Source organism: Bradyrhizobium sp. KZN70725, assembly GCF_055264925.1.
The window spans coordinates 1-17,595 of sequence record NZ_JBUYWT010000093.1; the positions used below are offsets into that span (position 1 = coordinate 1).

Sequence of the window (17,595 nt, forward strand, 5' to 3'; positions counted from 1 at the left end):
CGAAGCTGCCGCGGCGCTCCCTCAAGACGGTCGGCGACCGCTTCAATCATATGGAAGGTTCTAGTTCCAGAACTAGGCGCAGACATAGAAGCTCACATCGGCTCACAAACTTAGCAGCCGATAGCCGATCGTTCACCCCATGCGCCAGACGGGGTCTCTTTGCCGCTTACGAACCTCGGCTACCTAGCCTCGGTACACAGTCCGCCCTCGATCAGCCACGGCAGAGCCGGCGCTTGCATGACGCCGTCCTCGCAAGCCCCACAGGCATACCGGGGACATCGGTGAAAAGGATTCCGGAGCTGCGCCGGCACCATCTCCAGCCCCTCGCTTGGATCCTCACCGATCCGGGTGCAGCTCGCCCTTGCAGCAGGGGACAGGTCTTGTCCTCGATGCCGATCACCGTCTCGGTGCGCGCGCTGGCAGCACTCCACCTCTGGTGCGACGCTGGCTTGCCCGTGCCGCCCGGCCTTGAGCAGTGTTCTGGCCGTGCGCTCTGCTTCACCGCAGCCCGCAACTTGCTCGACGTCTTCCACAGCCAGAAAGCTGCTCCTCGCGAAGCGTCAGTGTCTGCGCGCCCGGCAGCCAAAGCGATGGCGTTGCAGCTCCTTGATGATCTGGCTCACTCTCGCAGCGCTCGGCGAGCAGCATCGCTTTCAAGAGCTCGAGATCATCGGGCAAGGTGTCGTTGGCCACACCTCGATCAGATCACAGTCCGCGATATTTGGGGAGTAAGCGTAGCTCTGCGGCCCTTTTGAATGGCGCTTGACGCCTATTTTGTTCGCGTGGCGCGTCGCCGCGGTTTCCATGTGTCGGACAACGCGTTGACGGCGGCTTCGAGCGCCTCCCGGTCGACGACGTTGGGATCGAACCGCTCCGGGCCCCAGAGGCGCATATGTTCGTGTTCTGGATGGGTAGGGTCGCCGATGGCTTCGAGGTATTCGGCATAACCCGGCGCACCGCCGACGTCTTCCGGAGGACAACGACGGGCTGCCTCGAGCAGGAGGGGCAGGCCCTCTGTCGTGGTGTTGTCGAACCATTTTTCGAGCTTGATCACATGGTCCCAGCTGTCGCCGAAGTCATAGAGATAATGGATCGTCTTGGCGCCGGTCTCGCGAACGACATCGCAAAGCCGCGCTTTACTGGCATCCATGGGCTGGTGGCCGTAATCGTTGTGGGGATCAGGAATCCCCCAACGGACCTCACCAGCGAAGAACTCGAAGAGGTGGCTATTCGTCCAGCCAAATGCCTCCTGAAGCGCCAGATGCAGCCGATCAAGGCGCAGAGTGACGGGTACGACAAGGCGACGCATCACCTCCGGTTTCACGTCCTTGAGTGTCACCTTGATCCGGATCGCGGTCGTGTTCAGGCTCATGCTGCCAGCCTCGGATCGTGAGCATGCATCGTGTACGTCGACGCCCAAGGGAACAGTTCGTCCAGTCGCGCCGCAGGCCAACCATTGACGAGCTTTGCGAGAACGTCAGCGAGCCAGCGCTCGGCATTGACGCCATTGAGCTTACAGGTCTCGATTAACGAAGCCAGGACTGCCCAATTCTCGGCACCTTCGTTGCAACCGGCAAAAAGGAGTTCTTGGCATTGAGCTTGATCGGCCGCATCGCTCGCTCGACCGCATTGGTGTCCATCTCGATGCGCCCGTCATCAAGGTAGAACGTTAGGCCGTCCCAATGACGCAGCGCGTAACGCAGGGCCTTCGCCGTGTCGCTCTTCTGCGCAAGGTGAGCAAGCTTGGCCTCAAACCACTGCTTTAAGGCTGTAGCCAGAGGCCGGGCATGCGCTTGTCGCCCCGCGCGGCGCTCGTCCGCAGATCGGCCGCGGAGTGCCTTCTCGACCGCGTAAAGCTGGGCGATGCGCTCGAGGGCCTCGCGGGCGACCGGAGCCGGCGCCGGCGCAGCCTCCCGCTCGATCTTCACAAACTGGCGCCGCAGATGCGACCAGCAGAAGGCGAGCGTCCCGGACAGGGCGTCCGCACGCGTCTCTCGGGTCATGGTCTTGTAAGCCTGATAGCCGTCGCAGTGGATGATGCCGCGATAGCCCTCAAGCAGCCGCAAGCCATGAACGGCGCCGCAGCCCGGTGCATAGGCATAGACCACCCCAGGCGGATCAGGTCCGGCCCAAGGCCTGTCATCGCGTGACAGCGCCCAGAAGTAGCCGGTTTTTGTCCTGCCGCGCCCCGGATCCAGCACCGGCGCCGGGGTCTCATCGACACAGAGCTTCGAGGAGGCCAGCAGAAGCTGGCGCAGACGATGCCACAAGGGCTTCAATTCCTGGGCGGCATAGCCGACCCAGAAGGCGAGCGTGGAACGGTCGATGGCGATACCGTGCGTCGCCAGCATCTGCGCCTGGCGGTAAAGCGGCAAATGCCAATGATACTTGGCATCGATGACATGCGCGACCAGTCGCTCGGTAGGCAATCCTCCCCTGATCAGTCGCTCGGGCGCGGCGTGCTGGAGGACGACGCCATGACAGGCGCGGCAGGCCAGCTTGGGCCGGCGGGTGACGATGACGCGATACTGCGCCGGCACGACGTCGAGCCTCTGGCTCTCATCGTGGCCGATCTCAAAGAGATCGCCTTTGCAGGACGGACAGCAGGTTGCAGCGGGCATCAGGGTCTCGATGATGCGCGGCAAATGCTCCGGAAGCTGACCACGGTTGGTTCTACGCTCGGCCGCTCTCTTCTCGGAGGTTCTGGGATTGACGCGATCCTCGGCTGCTTCGAGAGCTGCGACCGCCTCTTCGATGTCCTCCAGAACAAGCTGTAGCTGATCAGCATCCAGCTTTTCCGAGGACCGACCGAACTGCGCATCTTTTGCAAGCTTGAGCAACCGCTCGAGCCGGGCGCAGCGATCCAGCAGAGCCGCGGCAAAGACACGCAACTCGGCTGGATCGCTCGGCAGCTCATCGGGCAAATCACTCATTGGCCCGAGCTTGCCATGCTTCGCGTCACGATGCAGCGATGATTTGCGTTTTTACGCAAGTGCTTTCGGCTGCGGGATTCGAGGCGCGTGCATGCGCGTCCAATCCATGCCGGCCAGAAGCGCGGACAGCTGGGCGGCATTCATCCGCATCACGCCGGCCACGATGGGAGGCCATTTGAAGCCGCTGCCATCGAGCCGCTTCCAATACATCACAAGGCCGCTGCCATCCCAGACGACGATCTTCACCCGATCGGCGCGCTTCGCACGAAACACCACCGCCACGCCCTTCATCGGGTCATGGCCCAGAGTCTCCTTCGCCAACAGAGCCAAGCCCTCCGCACCTTTTCTGAAGTCCACAGGTTGCGTCGCCACGTAGATCATGAGGCTCGCGGGCGGCGTCAGCATGAACGTGTCCGTCGAAGCGCCAAGAACACATCACTCAACACAGCAAGGCCAGGCGTCCCCCGCACCTCCACTCGTGCCCCCTGGAGCTCAACCGTCACTACGGCTGCTTCCGGCGACCCGGTGGGCTCTGCGGCCGCCGGTAGCGCCGATTCCGACACCAACGGCACGAACGACAGCGTGTCCGCCGAAGCCGGCAGCACCAACTGGCCCAAACGCGCCCGGCGTCGCCAGTCGTGCACCTGCTGGGGCCGGCACCCATGGCGACGGGCGACGTCTGTGACAAGCGCCCCCGGCTCGAGGCTTTCCGCAGCAATCTGCGCCTTTAAATCGTCCGGCCAGCGCTTGCGACCTGCGCCTGCGAACACTTCAATACGCGGTGACAACGGTCGTCTTATGTCGTCAGAATGGTCGTCCATTATGAGCACCCTTGCAGAAGATGACTCTTCTAACGGTGCTCTCAAGACTCCGCACAAACAATCCAAAGGGCCTCGGCGCTACGCTTACTTTGGGGACGATCTCGCTGCGCTTGAATCACTTCGCCGCAGTGTCGACATCTATTCGGGCTCCGTCGGTCGTCTGTCCCAAGCCTCATGAGAGCGCGCCGCCAGTCCAGAGAATTGTGCTGCCGATAACCGCATGACGTTATCTTTGCCGGCCAGCGAAGACGCCATCCTTCAGCCGCTTAGCGAACAGGCAAGCGCCCATTCCATCCCAACAGATCGGCTTGATTCGGTCCGCTCGGTTGGCTCGGAGCACATATGCCGCGCCCGAGAATGGATCGGCCAATATTCGCTCGTGCACCAGGGTGGCCAGTCCTTCCACGCCCTTGCGGAGTCGAATCACCGGCGCGCCTTCAGCGCATGGACGAGGCCCCTGATCGTGTCCACATCCGCTCCTCGGCCGGGGAGATGGTGACGTCGGCGACCTCAATCTCGCGAGCTCGGCTTCCCTCAGTTGGTGGCGCCAGCTGAATAACTGCTGCGCAACCAATCCATGCTGCGGAGCCACGGCACAGACCGATTCACCGCTCGCTGTGATCTCAGCAACAATTAGCGCTTTGTCCTCGCTGCATGCTCCACGTCCGCCGGCGACCGGCTCCGGTGAAGGCGTCCAGTCGGCGCACCGGGTCCGCGATAGCTCTATGCGCTATCTCCCTAAGCCTAACGGTCAAAGCTACCCGCAGCCGGCTGACCGCCTCCGGAACGTGGCCGCACAACATCGCTCTGATTCTCCTGTCAAGGATTAGAACGCGAAGCGTCGTCCGATCGTCGATCGGCTGTTTATTCATACAGCTGATCGTGCATGCGTGGAGGCGGAACCGAACGAAGTCGGTAAGCAAACTCTGATGCGCGGGTTGGCTACCGCATTTCCGATTGTGCGTCAGAGTCTGCTCCTATCCTATTGCGGGCATGGGCGTTGTTCCTCTGCCGTGGTGCCGCCCATGCCCATGCACGATGATCAGAAGGGCTCCTATCAGGCTGGCCGTACTTGCCTAGCGGCCGCCCACATAGTCCCGACCGCTTCACGAGCGATAGCGGTGCAGATAACCGTCGTTTCGTTTGCCGCGTTCAGCCAGTTTGTCCGGCGGCTCTGTGCTTTCCCCGCACTTTTTCGGACGCCGCGGCGCCTGTTCGAGTCGGTATAGCTTTGTCTTGCCGATCTTCGGCGGGTGTCGATATGTCGAGGCGTTCTCGCATAACATGTGGCGCACGCGGCCGTTGCAGACCTTGGTGATGCCGCCCTGGCGGTCTTATCATCCAAGTCTCACACTTAACTTCAAGCTGAGTATGGCCTCCGGCCCTTCCCGCAGGCGGCAGCTAGAGCCTTCTATCGAAAACTGTAGTCTCGACTCTGTCCCTTCCTCATTGTCCGGAATACTGCGCAGCAGCTGCAAAGTCGCCAAATGTCTGCGTAGATCGCGCCAGATTGCAGGAAAATAGATCGTTCTTTCTCTAGAAAGCATCGCTCAAACAAAATATCGCAACGTCTTCGCGTCGCTTACACAAACCATAGTTCCCAAGAAGGGGGATTCTATGCAATTCGGAGCTTCGTCGCAAATGGCTTCTGATTTCAACGCAGAGGAATGGCAGGCGCGGATCGATCTGGCTGCAGCGCATCGGCTCGCATTTATGCACGGCCTAAGTGAGGGCATTGTCAATCATCTCACACTGCTTGTACCGGGTCGCAGCGACCGCTACTATCAGCTCCCTTTTGGACTACATTGGTCCGAGGTCAGGGCGTCGTCGTTCATGGAAGTCGGAATCAGCGATGCCGAGGTTAAGCGAGGCGACGGTAAAGTTGATCCCTCTTGCTATTGTATCCATGCGCCTATCCATAAAGAGCTGCCCCATGCGAAAGTCGTATTTCACACGCATATGCCTTTTGCGAGCGCGCTGACGCGGCTTGAGGATCCTCGGATCAAAGATATCGGTCAGACCGAAGTCTGGATGCGCGGGCAGATAGCCTACGACGATGAATATACCGGTCCTGCTTACGAGCCGGAGGAGGGGCTGCGCCTTGCAAAGGTGATTGGTGGCAAGACTATCTTGTTTATGGCAAATCATGGTATCACGACGATTGGCGAAACGGTTGCCGACGCCTATGACCGACTCTACTTTATCGAACGCGCCGCGCAAGTGCAAATCTATGCCATGTGGACAGGACGGGGGCTGAAGAAGCTCCCAGACCATGTGGTTGAAAAAACTGAGCGCGAATTCGCGGGGGTCTCTCGCCAGGCCCCAGCATCGGCCCAGCGCCATTTCGATGCGTTGAAACGCATTCTCGACCGCAAGGAGCCAGACTACGCAACATAGCGGCCCCGGGTGGAATGCGGCCTTCTCGTTTTTGGGTCGGTCCGAGCAAGCGCTGGAACAGTATCCTCGTTTAATCCCCAGATGGAAGCTCGATTGGCACGGCAAATCCAGCCTTTACGCGGTCCATTATGACCATTGTCTTGACCGCCTTAATGTCTGAGTTCTCGTAGAAGAAGCGCCGAGTGAACTGCTCATAATCTTCCATCGTACGCGCGGTAACGTAGAGAACGAAATCAGCGTCGCCGGTTACGTAAAATCCATTAACGACCTCAGCCGACGATTTGATGGCTTTCTTGAACCTGTCGATTATGTCTGAACGCTCTCGCTCCAAACTCACCAGCACAAGCATTTGAATAGGCCGTCCCACCGCTTTCGCAGAGACGATTGAGACATCGGCCTCGATGATACCTTCCGAGCGGAGCCGTTTCAGTCGTCGTTGGCATGCCGTGGCTGATAGCCCGGTACGTTCGCCAATCACTTCGGAGGTGAGGCGATTGTTCTTTTGCACGATCTCGAGAATCCGGGCGTCTATCCGATCATATTGCATGTTCGCCTTCAGTCTTGAGACGATTTTCGTCGCGAAAGGTCTATCTTGTGCAGCGAAACATCTGAGTGGCCGGAGAAATGGGGCGCAAAATGTCTTTGCGAAGCAGTATCTTGAATCGAGGAGAAATTTCAACAAGTCACCACTTGGGACTTTCAAATGGACCGTTCAACTGCTCGACGCAATAGTTCGCGCCCGGTTGGTCTTGCGACCACGTACCTGCGAAATCTGCTGCGTCGTGATTTTGTAACGGGGGCCGCCCTCATTGACGGCCTCTGGATTGCGAGCGAGCAAACGGACGTTGTGGTCGATCCTGCGACCGGGGAAGTCATCGCGAATGTTGCTCGCTGCAGTGCCGCGGAAATGAATCTTGCGATCGCTGCAGCTGAGCGGTCGTTTCAAGGCTGGAAGGAACTATTGTCAGGACGGCGTGGGGCGATTCTTCGGAGCTGGGCGTCATTGATGCGCGACCATTCGGAAGAGCTCGCTATCCTGGTGACGTGCGAGCAAGGCAAGCCGCTCGCTGAGGCGCGTCACGAAATTGCCTACGGTGCTGGATTTCTTGACTGGTTCGCTGCAGAGGGGGAGCGCGCGTATGGGGAAACGATCCCCAGCCACAAACCTGGAAGTCTACTTCAAGTCCGAATGCAGCCAATCGGTGTCGCGGCGGCCATTACTCCGTGGAACTTTCCTGTCGCCATGATTACGCGAAAGGCGGGGGCCGCTCTTGCAGCCGGTTGCCCGATTATTGTGAAGCCGGCTCCCGAGACGCCGCTCTCCGCACTTGCCGTGGCGAGATTGGCTGAAGAGGCCGGGGTACCGCGGGGGGTGTTTCAAGTGATCGTCGGTGATCCGATCGAGCTTTCGACGCCTCTATTGCACGATCCAAGAATACGAGCTCTTTCGTTCACAGGCTCTACGCAAGTTGGGCGTCTGCTCCTGCAGGGAGCGGCCGCCACTGTAAAGAAAGTGTCCCTCGAACTCGGGGGGCATGCCCCTTTCCTCGTCTTTGACGATGTTGAACTCAAGAAGGCTGTGGATGGGGTGATGGCGGCGAAATTTGCGACTTCAGGCCAGGATTGCTTGGCTGCTAACCGCATCTACGTGCAACGAGGCATCTACAACGCCTTCATCGAAGGATTTATTGCGGCAATGGCCAAGCTCAAAGTTGGTCACGGTCTAGAGCCTGAGACGGATATCGGCCCAATGACCAGGTCGTCCGTCGCCGATAAGTGCAAAGCTCAAATTGATGATGCGGTGAAGAAGGGGGCGCGACGTTTTACCTCTGATCAAGGCGCTAATCTCGGTCCAAACTTCGTTCCTCCGACGCTCCTTAGCGATGTCACTGAAGAGATGCTAATTGCGCGAGAGGAAACGTTTGGGCCGGTAGCTGCTGTCCTTCCTTTTGATTCTGAAGAAGAGGTCGTCGCCCGAGCCAATGCGAACGAAATGGGGCTGGCCGGGTATGTCTACACCGACAGCTTGCGTCGGGCGCTTCGAATTTCCGAGCAAATCGAATGTGGGATGCTCGGCATCAATACGGCGTCATTCACGGGGCCGCCCATTCCGTTCGGAGGCTGGAAGCAATCCGGGCTTGGTCGCGAAGGTTCGAGACACGGGTTGATGGAGTACATGGAGCTAAAATACGTCTGCTTCGGCGACTTGGCAGCTTAGGAGAACCGGCAATGATTGATATTGCGACCATCGCTGAACAAGACCGCTCGAGCGTGCTACATCCGTTTACGCAGTTGAAGGACTTCGCGAACGGTAAGATCGGTGACCCCACGATTGTCGTGGGAGGCAAAGGCATTAGGATCAAAGATGCAGAGGGGCGCAGTTATATCGATGGCTTTGCTGGTCTTTATTGTGTAAATATCGGTTACGGTCGCACCGAGGTGGCGGAGGCCATCGCACGGCAGGCCTACAAGTTGGCATATTATCATACATACGCGGCCCACACGACTGAGGAGCTGGCGACCCTCTCCGATCGGCTTGTACGCATGGCGCCAGGCAAGCCCAGCAAGGTATTCTTTGGACTTTCCGGATCTGACGCCAACGAGACACAAGCAAAGCTCGTCTGGTACTATAACAATCTGCGTGGTCAGCCGAAGAAGAAGAAGATCATCTCGCGCGAGCGCGGTTATCACGGCTGTTCAGTGATTTCCGGCTCGATGACGGGCATGTCTTTCTACCATGATCATATGGATCTTCCGTTTCCGGGCATTCTACACACTGGCGCACCACATCACTATTGGGGAGCTGAACCAGGAGAAACGGAGGAAGCCTTTTCTCGCCGGCGTGCAGCTGAGCTCGATGAGCTGATCGTGCGAGAGGGGCCCGAAACGATCGGGGCATTCATCGCCGAGCCGGTGCTGGGTACGGGGGGGATCACACCGCCGCCTGCCGGATATTGGCGCGAGATTCAGACCGTGCTCAGGCGGTACGACGTTCTTCTGATCGCGGACGAGGTCATTTGTGGATTCGGTCGAACCGGAGCTGACTTCGGAAGCACGCTTTATGAGATCGAGCCCGACCTGATAACGATAGCCAAAGGGCTGACATCCGGCTACATGCCCCTCTCGGGAGCCATCGTTGGTGAAAGAGTTTACAGGGTGATCGAGGAGGCCGCCGATCGGGTCGGCGCGTTTTCACACGGATATACCTATTCCGGCCATCCGATTGCGGCCGCTGCTGCCAACGCTGTCCTCGATATCGTTGAGAACGAGCGATTGAGCGACCGCGCGAGGATCCTCGGATCGCACTTCCTAAAACGACTAAAGGAACGGTTTGCACGGCTGGAGATCGTTGGAGAGGTGCGAGGAGTAGGCTTACTCGGCGCGGTCGAGTTCGTGACTGATCGTCAGAGAAAACGGCGATTTGATCCGCAGCTCAAGGTGGGCGCCCGTATCTCAAAAGCTGCCCGAGATCGGGGACTTATTGTCCGAGCAATGCCGCATGGAGACATCCTTGGTTTTGCCCCACCGCTCGTTGTATCCGAATCTGAAATAGACGAGATCGTTGATCTGGCGTATCGAGCGACCAAGCAGGTCATGGATGAGCTAGCGAAAGAATCGGCGATCGCTTGAGAGAAAGCTGCTGTGGGCGATTTTCCCGTTCTTCAACTAACGTTTGCCTAACTAAGGCCACCAACAGAAAAAGGACGGCATAGACTGTTCAGTGCACGGTCGCGCTACGGTACTCCAGATCCAATGAGACGGAAAATCGTTGGGTGGGTATCGCACGATCTCTGCGGCCAGAGATCGATTCAGTCAGTACTTGGAGATAGACCAGTATGAAAAAGAAACTGCCGTTTGAACGCGCTGAGTTCGCCATACGTTTAGCAGCTGTAAAAAGAGAGATGGCCAGGCGAGGAATCGATATTCTTCTCCTCTCAGAGCCTCCAAACCAAAACTATCTAACCGGGTACGACAGTCTCTCCTTCTATACCCCACAAATGGTGATTGTGGCGCTCAATCACGAGGAACCAATCTGGTTTGCGCGGTTCATGGAACGGCCCCAAGCAGTCATGGGCACGTACCTTTCTGACGATAACATCAGAACCTATCCGGATGAGTATGTAAATTCACAAACTGGATTATCGGCGTACGACATCGTAGCCGACATCGTAAAAGAACTCGGTGGTGAAAAGGCTAGAATCGGCGTGGAGATGGGAGGATACTACTATTCCGCGCGCGCACATGGTGATCTTGTCCGAGCCCTGCCGCTTGCCGAGTTTGTAGACGCCGACCTGCTGGTCAATTGGATCCGGATTGTGAAGAGCCCGGCCGAGCTCGTTTGCATGCGCCAATCTGGTCGCATCGCCGACGCGATGATTAAGCGGGCCGTCGATACAATCGAACCAGGCGTGCGTGAATGCGATATTGCAGCTGCGATCTATCACCAGCAGATATCCGGTACGCCAGAGTTCGGGGGAAGCTATGATAGCTCGTGTCTGTTCCTTGGCGTTGGCGAACGCGCTCTAGCACCACACCCCCAGTGGACGGACGAGCCGCTCCCCTCGTCAACGACAATCTATATGGAAGTTCACGGAGTTCGGCTGCGTTATCAGGTCAATCTCGCTCGTACGGTTGTAGTCGGAAAACCCGACCCGGCCTATCAAAAATTTTCGGAGATCGCGATCGAGGCTTTGAATGCAGGACTCGAAAGTGTCCGTCCGGGTCGCACCTGCTCCGAGGTCCAGGCCGCTTACGCGCAGGCACTCGCGCGCCATGGATATGAGAAAGAGGCAAGGCTCGGTTATCCGCAAGGAATAGGTTATCCGCCAGCGTCGGCGGAGCGGACGGCCAGTTTGCGCAAAGGAGATAACACTGTCCTTCAGCCGGGAATGTGCTTCCACATGATGGCTGCCCTCTGGCTAGAGGACAAGAGCGTCTGCATTACGCAACCCTTTGCTGTCACTGAAAACGGCCACGAGCCGTTGACATCGACGCCGCGCAAGTTGTTTATGAAGTAGTTGAGCAAGAACATTTGCAACGGTTGATGTTCTTCTTCTTCTTCTTCTTCTTCGGGCGGCCGTCCCGCTACCGCCGGCACGGGCGAAGATTTGATCGCGGTTGGGCCATAGCATTTACTCCAGACGCAGCCGTCGAAGCAGACGAGAAGTTCGCTCCCATTCGATCAAGCTAGTAATGGGATGTTCGCATTACGCAAGCTTTATCCAAATGGGGGCGGGGCGAGTGGTCTTGCCGCCCTGGTTGATCGTTGTCGTGCTGATCGGAAACTCGATATTCAAGGAGTTCGTGAAAGGGATTGGCGGTTTGTAGTCCCGCTGGAGTCGGATCGGGCGGAATGTCCGTCGCGACCGACCAGCCTCGGTCCGGAGCCTGCTCTCGCCGCAATGGCAAAAATAGCCCATCGAGATTCGAGCAACCTGGCATCGGACGACCGCGTAATCGCCATCACACTTCCGTCCAGATCAATCCTAACATCGAGGATGATTTTAGCACGTTTTGGGCCGTTACGGGAAAAAGCGGAACATCGGGCTCGATTATGTGGATAAGGTTATCGGGATTCGGCAGTAAGAGGAGCGCGAGCCGTCAGGTAATTCCTGGCTCAAACGAAGGGCGGCAAGCAAATAGATGACACATGCGGGACGCTGGATGGCGACTCGTCAATTTGCGCATTGGCGTTTGTCGACATTATTTCTGGAATGCGTCATCGTATCCGATGGCATAAAATCATCGTGCCTTGCTAATTGTGCGCGGAATTTCTGCTAATTCGGCGCCATATCGGTCAAATTCAGATTTGAGGCGCCGGTAGCGTGTCCGAGGGATGGAACTCGTTTGTTAATCAAAGTTCGGCATCAGAACACCCTAAGGGAAATCGGAGTTGCAACTCAGCAGGGCATGTGGGCCCGCCGCTGAGGTCAGGGACGTGTCGCCGACTAAGCCAATCGGACAAGACCAGAAGGCTGATGCTGCTCGCAGGCTTCGAGACATTTAAGGAGGACCACTTTAGGCCGTCGGAATTTTGATCGCTGTAGTCTCGTCTTGCCGGCGATCAGGTTCATTTTCCGGGGCTGGCCCGGTTCTGCAGCTTATTGGCCGGAAGCTCGCCTGCTCACAGTGCGTGGCCTGATTCTTGCCGGGAGGGACAGCGGTCACCAGCGAGGCGGGACGCATCATGTGCCAATCGCTGATCTTCTTCTCCAGGGAGGGCGTCGAAGTATTCTCCAACGTGGGGAAGCGACCTATTTTGTCGGGCGAGAATTAAGCGACTGTCATCTTCACGACGCACAAAAAGAGAGAGCAGATGGGGAAATGAAAAGGCGGGCTTTCCTAAAATGCGCGACTGCGGCTGCAGCCGGCGCTTTGACTGCACCCTATGTCCATGCTCAGTCGAAAAAATTTTCCGGCATAACATTGCGTGTGAACGGGTACGGCGGAATCTACGACGATGCCCTCAGAAAAGGTGTGGCCGCGCCGCTCGAAGAGAAGTATGGGCTAAAGGTTCAATTCATAGCCGGCGCAACGTCGGCCGATATCATCAAGCTGTACGCCAACAAGGAAAATCCTCCGTTCGACATACTCACAGCCAGTAGCCCCTACATGCCCGAGCTCATCAGGGCCGGGGTCATCGAACAGGTTAAGGCGTCAGAGGTTCCCAACGTCAAAAGAATCCTTCCCGGATTTCGCGAATTCGGCGAATACGGCGTGCCGTTCAGCGTCGCAGCCCTCATTCCGGTGTACAATTCAAAGTACATCAAGCAGCCACTTACTTCGTACTCGGATATTGCTCGCGCTGACCTGTCGGGCCGCGTGGTTGCGATGGCCCCGGCGACAAGCACCAGCCTGCTGATGATTCTGGGTCTGGCCGAGGAAAATGGCGGCTCGCTCTCGAATGCCGAACCGGCCTTTAAGGTGCTGGAGGCCGCCAAGTCCAACATTGTCGCGCTCGCACAGACAACCGTTGCCGAAGTACAGATGTTTCAAAACGAAGAGGTCTATGCAGGTATTTTCTGGGACGGTCGGGCCCACGAATTGCGCACCAAGGGGGTTCCCATCGTAATCGTTGTCCCACCTAAGGGCATTTATGCATCGATAGACTATGTTAGCATCCTCAAGGGCGCGAAGTATCGGGAAGCCGTGTACGCGTATGCGGAGCAGTTGCTCTCCGATGACGGCATGCTCGCTATACCTCGCGCGCTTCGATACGGTGTAACGACCGACGTCAACTTGCCGGAAGACCTTCGGAAAGATCTTCTCTTCAACTCGTCCGAGCGTAATGCTCTGAAAAAGAAAGTTGATTGGGGGCAACTGCAGGCAAAACGCAGCGAATGGATCGAACGGTTCAATAAGATAGTCCGGATATAGGCGGCTGCGCGCTTAATATCGTGGGGTGCTAAGTGGTACTTGGTGTTACGCGGTTCGTTGAGGCTTCGCGTCGTAGCGGTGTACGCTTAATAGATCCAGTCAGGGTATGAAGGGTATATCGTGAAGCAGTCTCTGCTCAATCGCCGCCTCCTAAACCTCGTGCTGATGCTGGCACCAATGGTCTTGCTTCTCACTGGCTTTCTGGTGGTTCCGTTATTGGGATTGCTGCGGGCGAGTTTTCTAACTGGCAGTCACTTTCTCGAGGGAAGCGGTTTCACCCTGAGCCACTATTTGCATTTCTTTTCGGATTCTTATTACTCATCAGTACTGTTAGAGACGTTTGTCGACGGATTTGTCGTCAGCGTAATCTGCTTGCTGATCGGTTTCCCGACCGGATATTCGCTCGCCCGCCTCCCGCCACTGGCGCGGCGGTGGCGGACGATTATCGTCATCATGCCGCTCACACTCAGTCTCGTGGTCGTTGTCTTCGGCTGGTTGATCATTCTTGGTCGTAACGGACTGGTCAATTCACTTCTCGTAAGTCTTGGCATTTTCTCGTCTCCGAAAATCCTCCTCTTTTCGCGGCCTGCCGTGCTAGTCGTCTTAGTGCAGCAGTTTCTGCCATTCATGATCTTGTCTGTTATGAGTGTGGTTACTCAAATTCATCCAGTGCTCGAAGAGGCGGCTGCAAATTTGCGAGCCAACCGGTTCGTTACCTTTCAGAAGGTTGTGGTTCCACTCGCGCTTCCTGGCATTCTGGTTGGCTTCAACCTTGTCTTCGTGCTGTCGATTTCAGCGTTCGTCACGCCTCGGCTCATCGGTGGAGGTCGCGTCGCGATGCTTGGGAGTCTCATCTATGAACGCATCATGACCGAATTAAACTGGCCGTCCGGCGCGGCGATGGCATTCGTGCTCTTCGTGGGCGGCCTTGGATTCACTGCGGCACTCAATGCGTTGGCTGCATCACGTTTCGTCATGAGAGGGGGGCGGCGTGCGCTCTGATCGCATTGACGATGTGATGGCCCTATCCGGCTCGTTTGTTCGAGCGCTGGTGTACCTGATGCTGGCGCTGCCGGCGATTCTTGTCGTTGTGTCATCTTTCACCAGCAGCGACACCATGAAGTTTTCCCCGAGCGGCTTTTCGCTGCACTGGTATGAAATGGCTTGGGACAATGAACTATTCATGACTGCGCTCTGGACTAGCACATACGTAGCCGTGCTCGTCGCCATCATCGCGCTCGTAATTGGCTTTGCCGGCGCATTCGCGATCAATCGATTTTCGTTTCCAGGGAAGGTATTTTTGCAAGGCCTTGCCTTCTCACCATTGATTGTCCCGGCCGTCGTACTCGGTATTGGACTGTTGCAGCTTTTTGCGTCGCTGGATCTTACGCAGACGATCTATCCGTTGCTGCTCGGGCACCTGGTGCTTGCCATCCCATACGTCGTACGTACGATTCTCGCGAGCCTTATCCTGCACGACCGTGTGCTCGAAGAAGCCGCGATGAACCTCCGCGCCACGCCCTTCCGAGTCATTCGGCGTATCACACTGCCGCTCATTATGCCTGGCTTGCTATCCGCTGCGATCTTTGCCTTTGTGACATCGTTTGGAAACGTCACTGTTTCCGCGTTTCTCACCTATGGCGGTAATGTAACCCTGCCTGTACAGATCTTTGCGTATGTCGATACAAGCTATGATCCACTCGTTGCTGCCGTATCGACCATTATGATTCTGGTGACGCTGATCGTTATCTTGGCGATCGAGCGCTTGATCGGTGCGGAAAGACTAGCGTAGCGAGGAGTAAAGATGCCGCCTCTATCGAAAGAGTGTGAAAACACTGCCCGGGACGCTAGCGAGTTTGTCGTGGAATTACGCTCGGTTTCCAAGCACTACGGTGAAACGATTGCTGTCGCGAACGTTTCGTTGGAAGCCCGTCGTGGCGAGCTGATGTGCTTGCTTGGTCCATCGGGCTGCGGCAAGACAACGACCTTGCGCATGGTTGCCGGATTTGTAGAGCCGACCTCCGGCGACGTGATTATCAATAACGTCGATATGACTCATCAACCGCCTTATCGGCGGGATACTGGAATGGTGTTTCAGAGCTACGCCTTGTTTCCGCATATGACGGTTGCTGAGAACATCGCATTTGGCCTGGAAAACTTGAAGTGGACGCGCGAGAAGCGCGAGAAGCGCGTTGAGGAGATGCTCAAGCTTGTCGAGCTGCCGCAGTTGGCCGAGCGCCTTCCAAGTCAGCTATCCGGCGGGCAGCAGCAACGGATTGCACTCGCGCGTGCGCTGGCGATGCGGCCTGCGGTGCTTTTGCTCGACGAGCCGTTTTCGCATTTGGACGCACAATTGCGGGTGCGCATGCGGGAGGAACTGCGTGATGTGATCCGTCGCATTAATGTTACAACATTGTTCGTAACACATGACCAGGAGGAGGCGCTGACAATGTCAGATCGCATCGTGGTCATGAACGCCGGTCAGGTCGAGCAAGTCGGCACACCCGGTGAAATATATGAAGCACCATCGACCTCCTTCGTGGCGAAATTCATCGGTTGGTGTTCTCTGCTGAAGGGAACGGTAGGAATTGATGGCACTTTCACCTCAGCGGGTGGTTTGCGTCTCGTTGGCAATTGGAGTGTTGGGCCTGCGACCGCAGTGATTCGGCCGGAACACGTCAAGCTGTCAGCTGATGGCGCTGCTGGGTTATCCTATCAAGCCCGCGTCCTTCAGGCGCACTATTACGGTGGTGCGACACGGATCGTGCTTGACGTCAACGGAGAGCAGTTGACGATGCAGGAGCGCTTTCCGTTCGGGCGCCATCCGAGGCCCGGCGATCTCCTCAGCGTAACAATAAGCATGAGCGACATCTCCGTCATTTCTGCGAATGAAGGCAATCCCTAGGTCAGCCCCGGCGTGGTCTTGGCGTGCACGCCTTTGCTCCGGAATTCGGGAGCCTGAGACCGCCATTAGCAGATATGTCAATAAACGCGGGACGATACCCTCATGGGTCCACTTGGCGGCATTACAATTCTCGACCTGACGACCGTTCTCATGGGGCCCTACGCCACGCAGATTCTCGCAGATGGGCGCGAACGTTATTAAGGTGGAAAGCCCCGAAGGCGATGTCGTCCGGCAGATCGGGCTGGGCCGTAGCCCGGGCATGAGCGGCATGTTCCTCAACGCCAATCGCGGCAAGCGCAGCATTGCCATCGACCTGAAGAAGCCGGATCGATCGGAGCCGCAGAACAGCCAGGACTTTCGCCCCAGAGCGATGCCTCGCAAGCCTCGTTCGGCGGCATTGTTGGAGAGGCACACGCATCCGTCCTCCAGGAACAGGATGAAGCTCGCCCATCGCTTCAGGATGTAGTTGAGCGCCTTGGCGAGGTCATGCCCACGGGAGAGCTTGGCGAGTTGGTCGATGCAAGACCGCCGCCGCCAATTCGACGAATCTTCTCGCAACGCACGGCCGGACCATACATTAAGGTCAAATCCTCGGGCCGCCTCTCAAACTACGCAAGGCGGTCGCCGCCGGAGGGATACTGCGAACCGCGCTGCGCGCCACAAACACATCAATGCCGATGCATACGCTAGAAAACGATCCTAGATGATCCTCACCTCAATGCCGTCGGCTTCTTCAAGATCGTTGAGCATCCCGTCGAAGGATGTGTTCGCCAGATGCAGGTGCCTTCAACCTAGAGCGCAACCCAACCGCAACCGGGGGGCCCTGCGCCGACGTTTGGCGAGCACGGGCGGATATTCTCTGTGAAGGCGGCTTCTCGGCCCACGAAATTGAGCGACTGAGACAACACGGGCTGTGATCTTTCCTGCGCCCCAGTAACGACCGTAATTCGGCCGAGAGAGGCTCCTAAGGAGAATGCACATTTTGCAGACTTAACGGAACTCGGACAGCGGATTTTCAGCAGCCTCTACCCGCTCGGCATATCGGGATGACGTGCCGCGCGGCAATCAGGATGGAAGCAGAGCGTCAATCAGGATGAGAGAGCGTCGCCGAGCTCGTGACGCAGGGAGGGCGTAGCCCGACCGGAGTTACGAGCTCGGCGAC

At 57.3% G+C, this 17,595-nt stretch carries 13 protein-coding genes and 4 pseudogenes; 9 read left to right on the forward strand and 8 right to left on the reverse strand.

Annotation, left to right across the window (positions count from 1 at the left end; translation table 11 throughout):
• Window positions 1-769: 769 nt before the first annotated feature.
• From ACZBJS_RS39835 to ACZBJS_RS39860, 6 genes and pseudogenes are all read right to left on the reverse strand, one after another.
• A complete protein-coding gene (locus tag ACZBJS_RS39835; RefSeq protein ID WP_463440103.1) occupies window positions 770-1,372 on the reverse strand; it encodes a plasmid pRiA4b ORF-3 family protein in 603 nt (200 codons plus the stop codon).
• Window positions 1,369-2,933: pseudogene (tnpC, locus tag ACZBJS_RS39840) on the reverse strand (IS66 family transposase). The gene ACZBJS_RS39835 and the pseudogene tnpC overlap by 4 nt, the downstream one beginning before the upstream one ends.
• A 51-nt stretch (window positions 2,934-2,984) precedes the next feature.
• Complete coding sequence (tnpB, locus tag ACZBJS_RS39845; RefSeq protein ID WP_011931031.1) at window positions 2,985-3,338, reverse strand: IS66 family insertion sequence element accessory protein TnpB; 354 nt, start codon at window positions 3,336-3,338, stop codon at window positions 2,985-2,987.
• Window positions 3,332-3,754 (reverse strand): IS66-like element accessory protein TnpA, encoded by a 423-nt coding sequence (tnpA, locus tag ACZBJS_RS39850; RefSeq protein ID WP_463440104.1) that lies wholly within the window; start codon window positions 3,752-3,754, stop codon window positions 3,332-3,334. The genes tnpB (ACZBJS_RS39845) and tnpA overlap by 7 nt, the downstream gene beginning before the upstream one ends.
• 226 nt (window positions 3,755-3,980) lie before the next feature.
• The gene (gene tnpB / locus ACZBJS_RS39855) at window positions 3,981-4,346 is read right to left on the reverse strand and encodes an IS66 family insertion sequence element accessory protein TnpB (RefSeq protein ID WP_463440105.1); all 366 of its coding nucleotides are present in this window, start codon (window positions 4,344-4,346) and stop codon (window positions 3,981-3,983) included.
• Between the two features lie 465 nt (window positions 4,347-4,811).
• Window positions 4,812-5,085: pseudogene (locus ACZBJS_RS39860) on the reverse strand (IS110 family transposase); the annotation flags it as partial.
• Between the two features lie 310 nt (window positions 5,086-5,395).
• Here ACZBJS_RS39860 and ACZBJS_RS39865 point away from each other — a divergent pair.
• Window positions 5,396-6,151, forward strand: coding sequence for a class II aldolase/adducin family protein (locus tag ACZBJS_RS39865; RefSeq protein ID WP_463440106.1), 756 nt, complete (start codon window positions 5,396-5,398; stop codon window positions 6,149-6,151).
• 70 nt (window positions 6,152-6,221) lie between these two features.
• On the opposite strand, the gene ACZBJS_RS39870 is transcribed toward ACZBJS_RS39865, so the two are convergent.
• Entirely contained in the window at window positions 6,222-6,698 is a 477-nt protein-coding gene (locus ACZBJS_RS39870; protein ID WP_463440107.1) for an Lrp/AsnC family transcriptional regulator, read from the reverse strand.
• Window positions 6,699-6,854: 156 nt separating this feature from the next.
• Between ACZBJS_RS39870 and ACZBJS_RS39875 the strand changes: the two genes are divergently transcribed.
• The 8 genes and pseudogenes from ACZBJS_RS39875 to ACZBJS_RS39910 all read left to right on the forward strand — a co-directional run.
• The gene (locus tag ACZBJS_RS39875) at window positions 6,855-8,369 is read left to right on the forward strand and encodes an NAD-dependent succinate-semialdehyde dehydrogenase (protein WP_463440108.1); all 1,515 of its coding nucleotides are present in this window, start codon (window positions 6,855-6,857) and stop codon (window positions 8,367-8,369) included.
• 11 nt (window positions 8,370-8,380) lie between these two features.
• Entirely contained in the window at window positions 8,381-9,781 is a 1,401-nt protein-coding gene (locus ACZBJS_RS39880) for an aminotransferase (protein WP_463440109.1), read from the forward strand.
• Between the two features lie 206 nt (window positions 9,782-9,987).
• Window positions 9,988-11,169, forward strand: a complete 1,182-nt coding sequence (locus ACZBJS_RS39885; protein ID WP_463440110.1) for a M24 family metallopeptidase — start codon at window positions 9,988-9,990, stop codon at window positions 11,167-11,169.
• A 1,171-nt stretch (window positions 11,170-12,340) separates the two neighbouring features.
• Window positions 12,341-13,528: an extracellular solute-binding protein gene (locus ACZBJS_RS39890; RefSeq protein ID WP_463440111.1), complete on the forward strand. Its 1,188-nt coding sequence runs from the start codon at window positions 12,341-12,343 to the stop codon at window positions 13,526-13,528.
• A 120-nt stretch (window positions 13,529-13,648) separates the two neighbouring features.
• The gene (locus tag ACZBJS_RS39895) at window positions 13,649-14,530 is read left to right on the forward strand and encodes an ABC transporter permease (protein WP_463440112.1); all 882 of its coding nucleotides are present in this window, start codon (window positions 13,649-13,651) and stop codon (window positions 14,528-14,530) included.
• The gene (locus tag ACZBJS_RS39900; protein WP_463440113.1) at window positions 14,520-15,320 is read left to right on the forward strand and encodes an ABC transporter permease; all 801 of its coding nucleotides are present in this window, start codon (window positions 14,520-14,522) and stop codon (window positions 15,318-15,320) included. Before ACZBJS_RS39895 ends, ACZBJS_RS39900 begins: the two co-directional genes overlap by 11 nt.
• Before the next feature lie 12 nt (window positions 15,321-15,332).
• Window positions 15,333-16,433, forward strand: coding sequence for an ABC transporter ATP-binding protein (locus ACZBJS_RS39905; RefSeq protein WP_463440114.1), 1,101 nt, complete (start codon window positions 15,333-15,335; stop codon window positions 16,431-16,433).
• A gap of 102 nt (window positions 16,434-16,535) precedes the next feature.
• Window positions 16,536-16,762: pseudogene (locus ACZBJS_RS39910) on the forward strand (CoA transferase); the annotation flags it as partial.
• Here ACZBJS_RS39910 and ACZBJS_RS39915 read toward each other — a convergent pair.
• Window positions 16,755-16,946, reverse strand: a pseudogene (locus tag ACZBJS_RS39915) (IS66 family transposase); the annotation flags it as partial. The pseudogenes ACZBJS_RS39910 and ACZBJS_RS39915 overlap by 8 nt on opposite strands.
• Window positions 16,947-17,595: the final 649 nt, after the last annotated feature.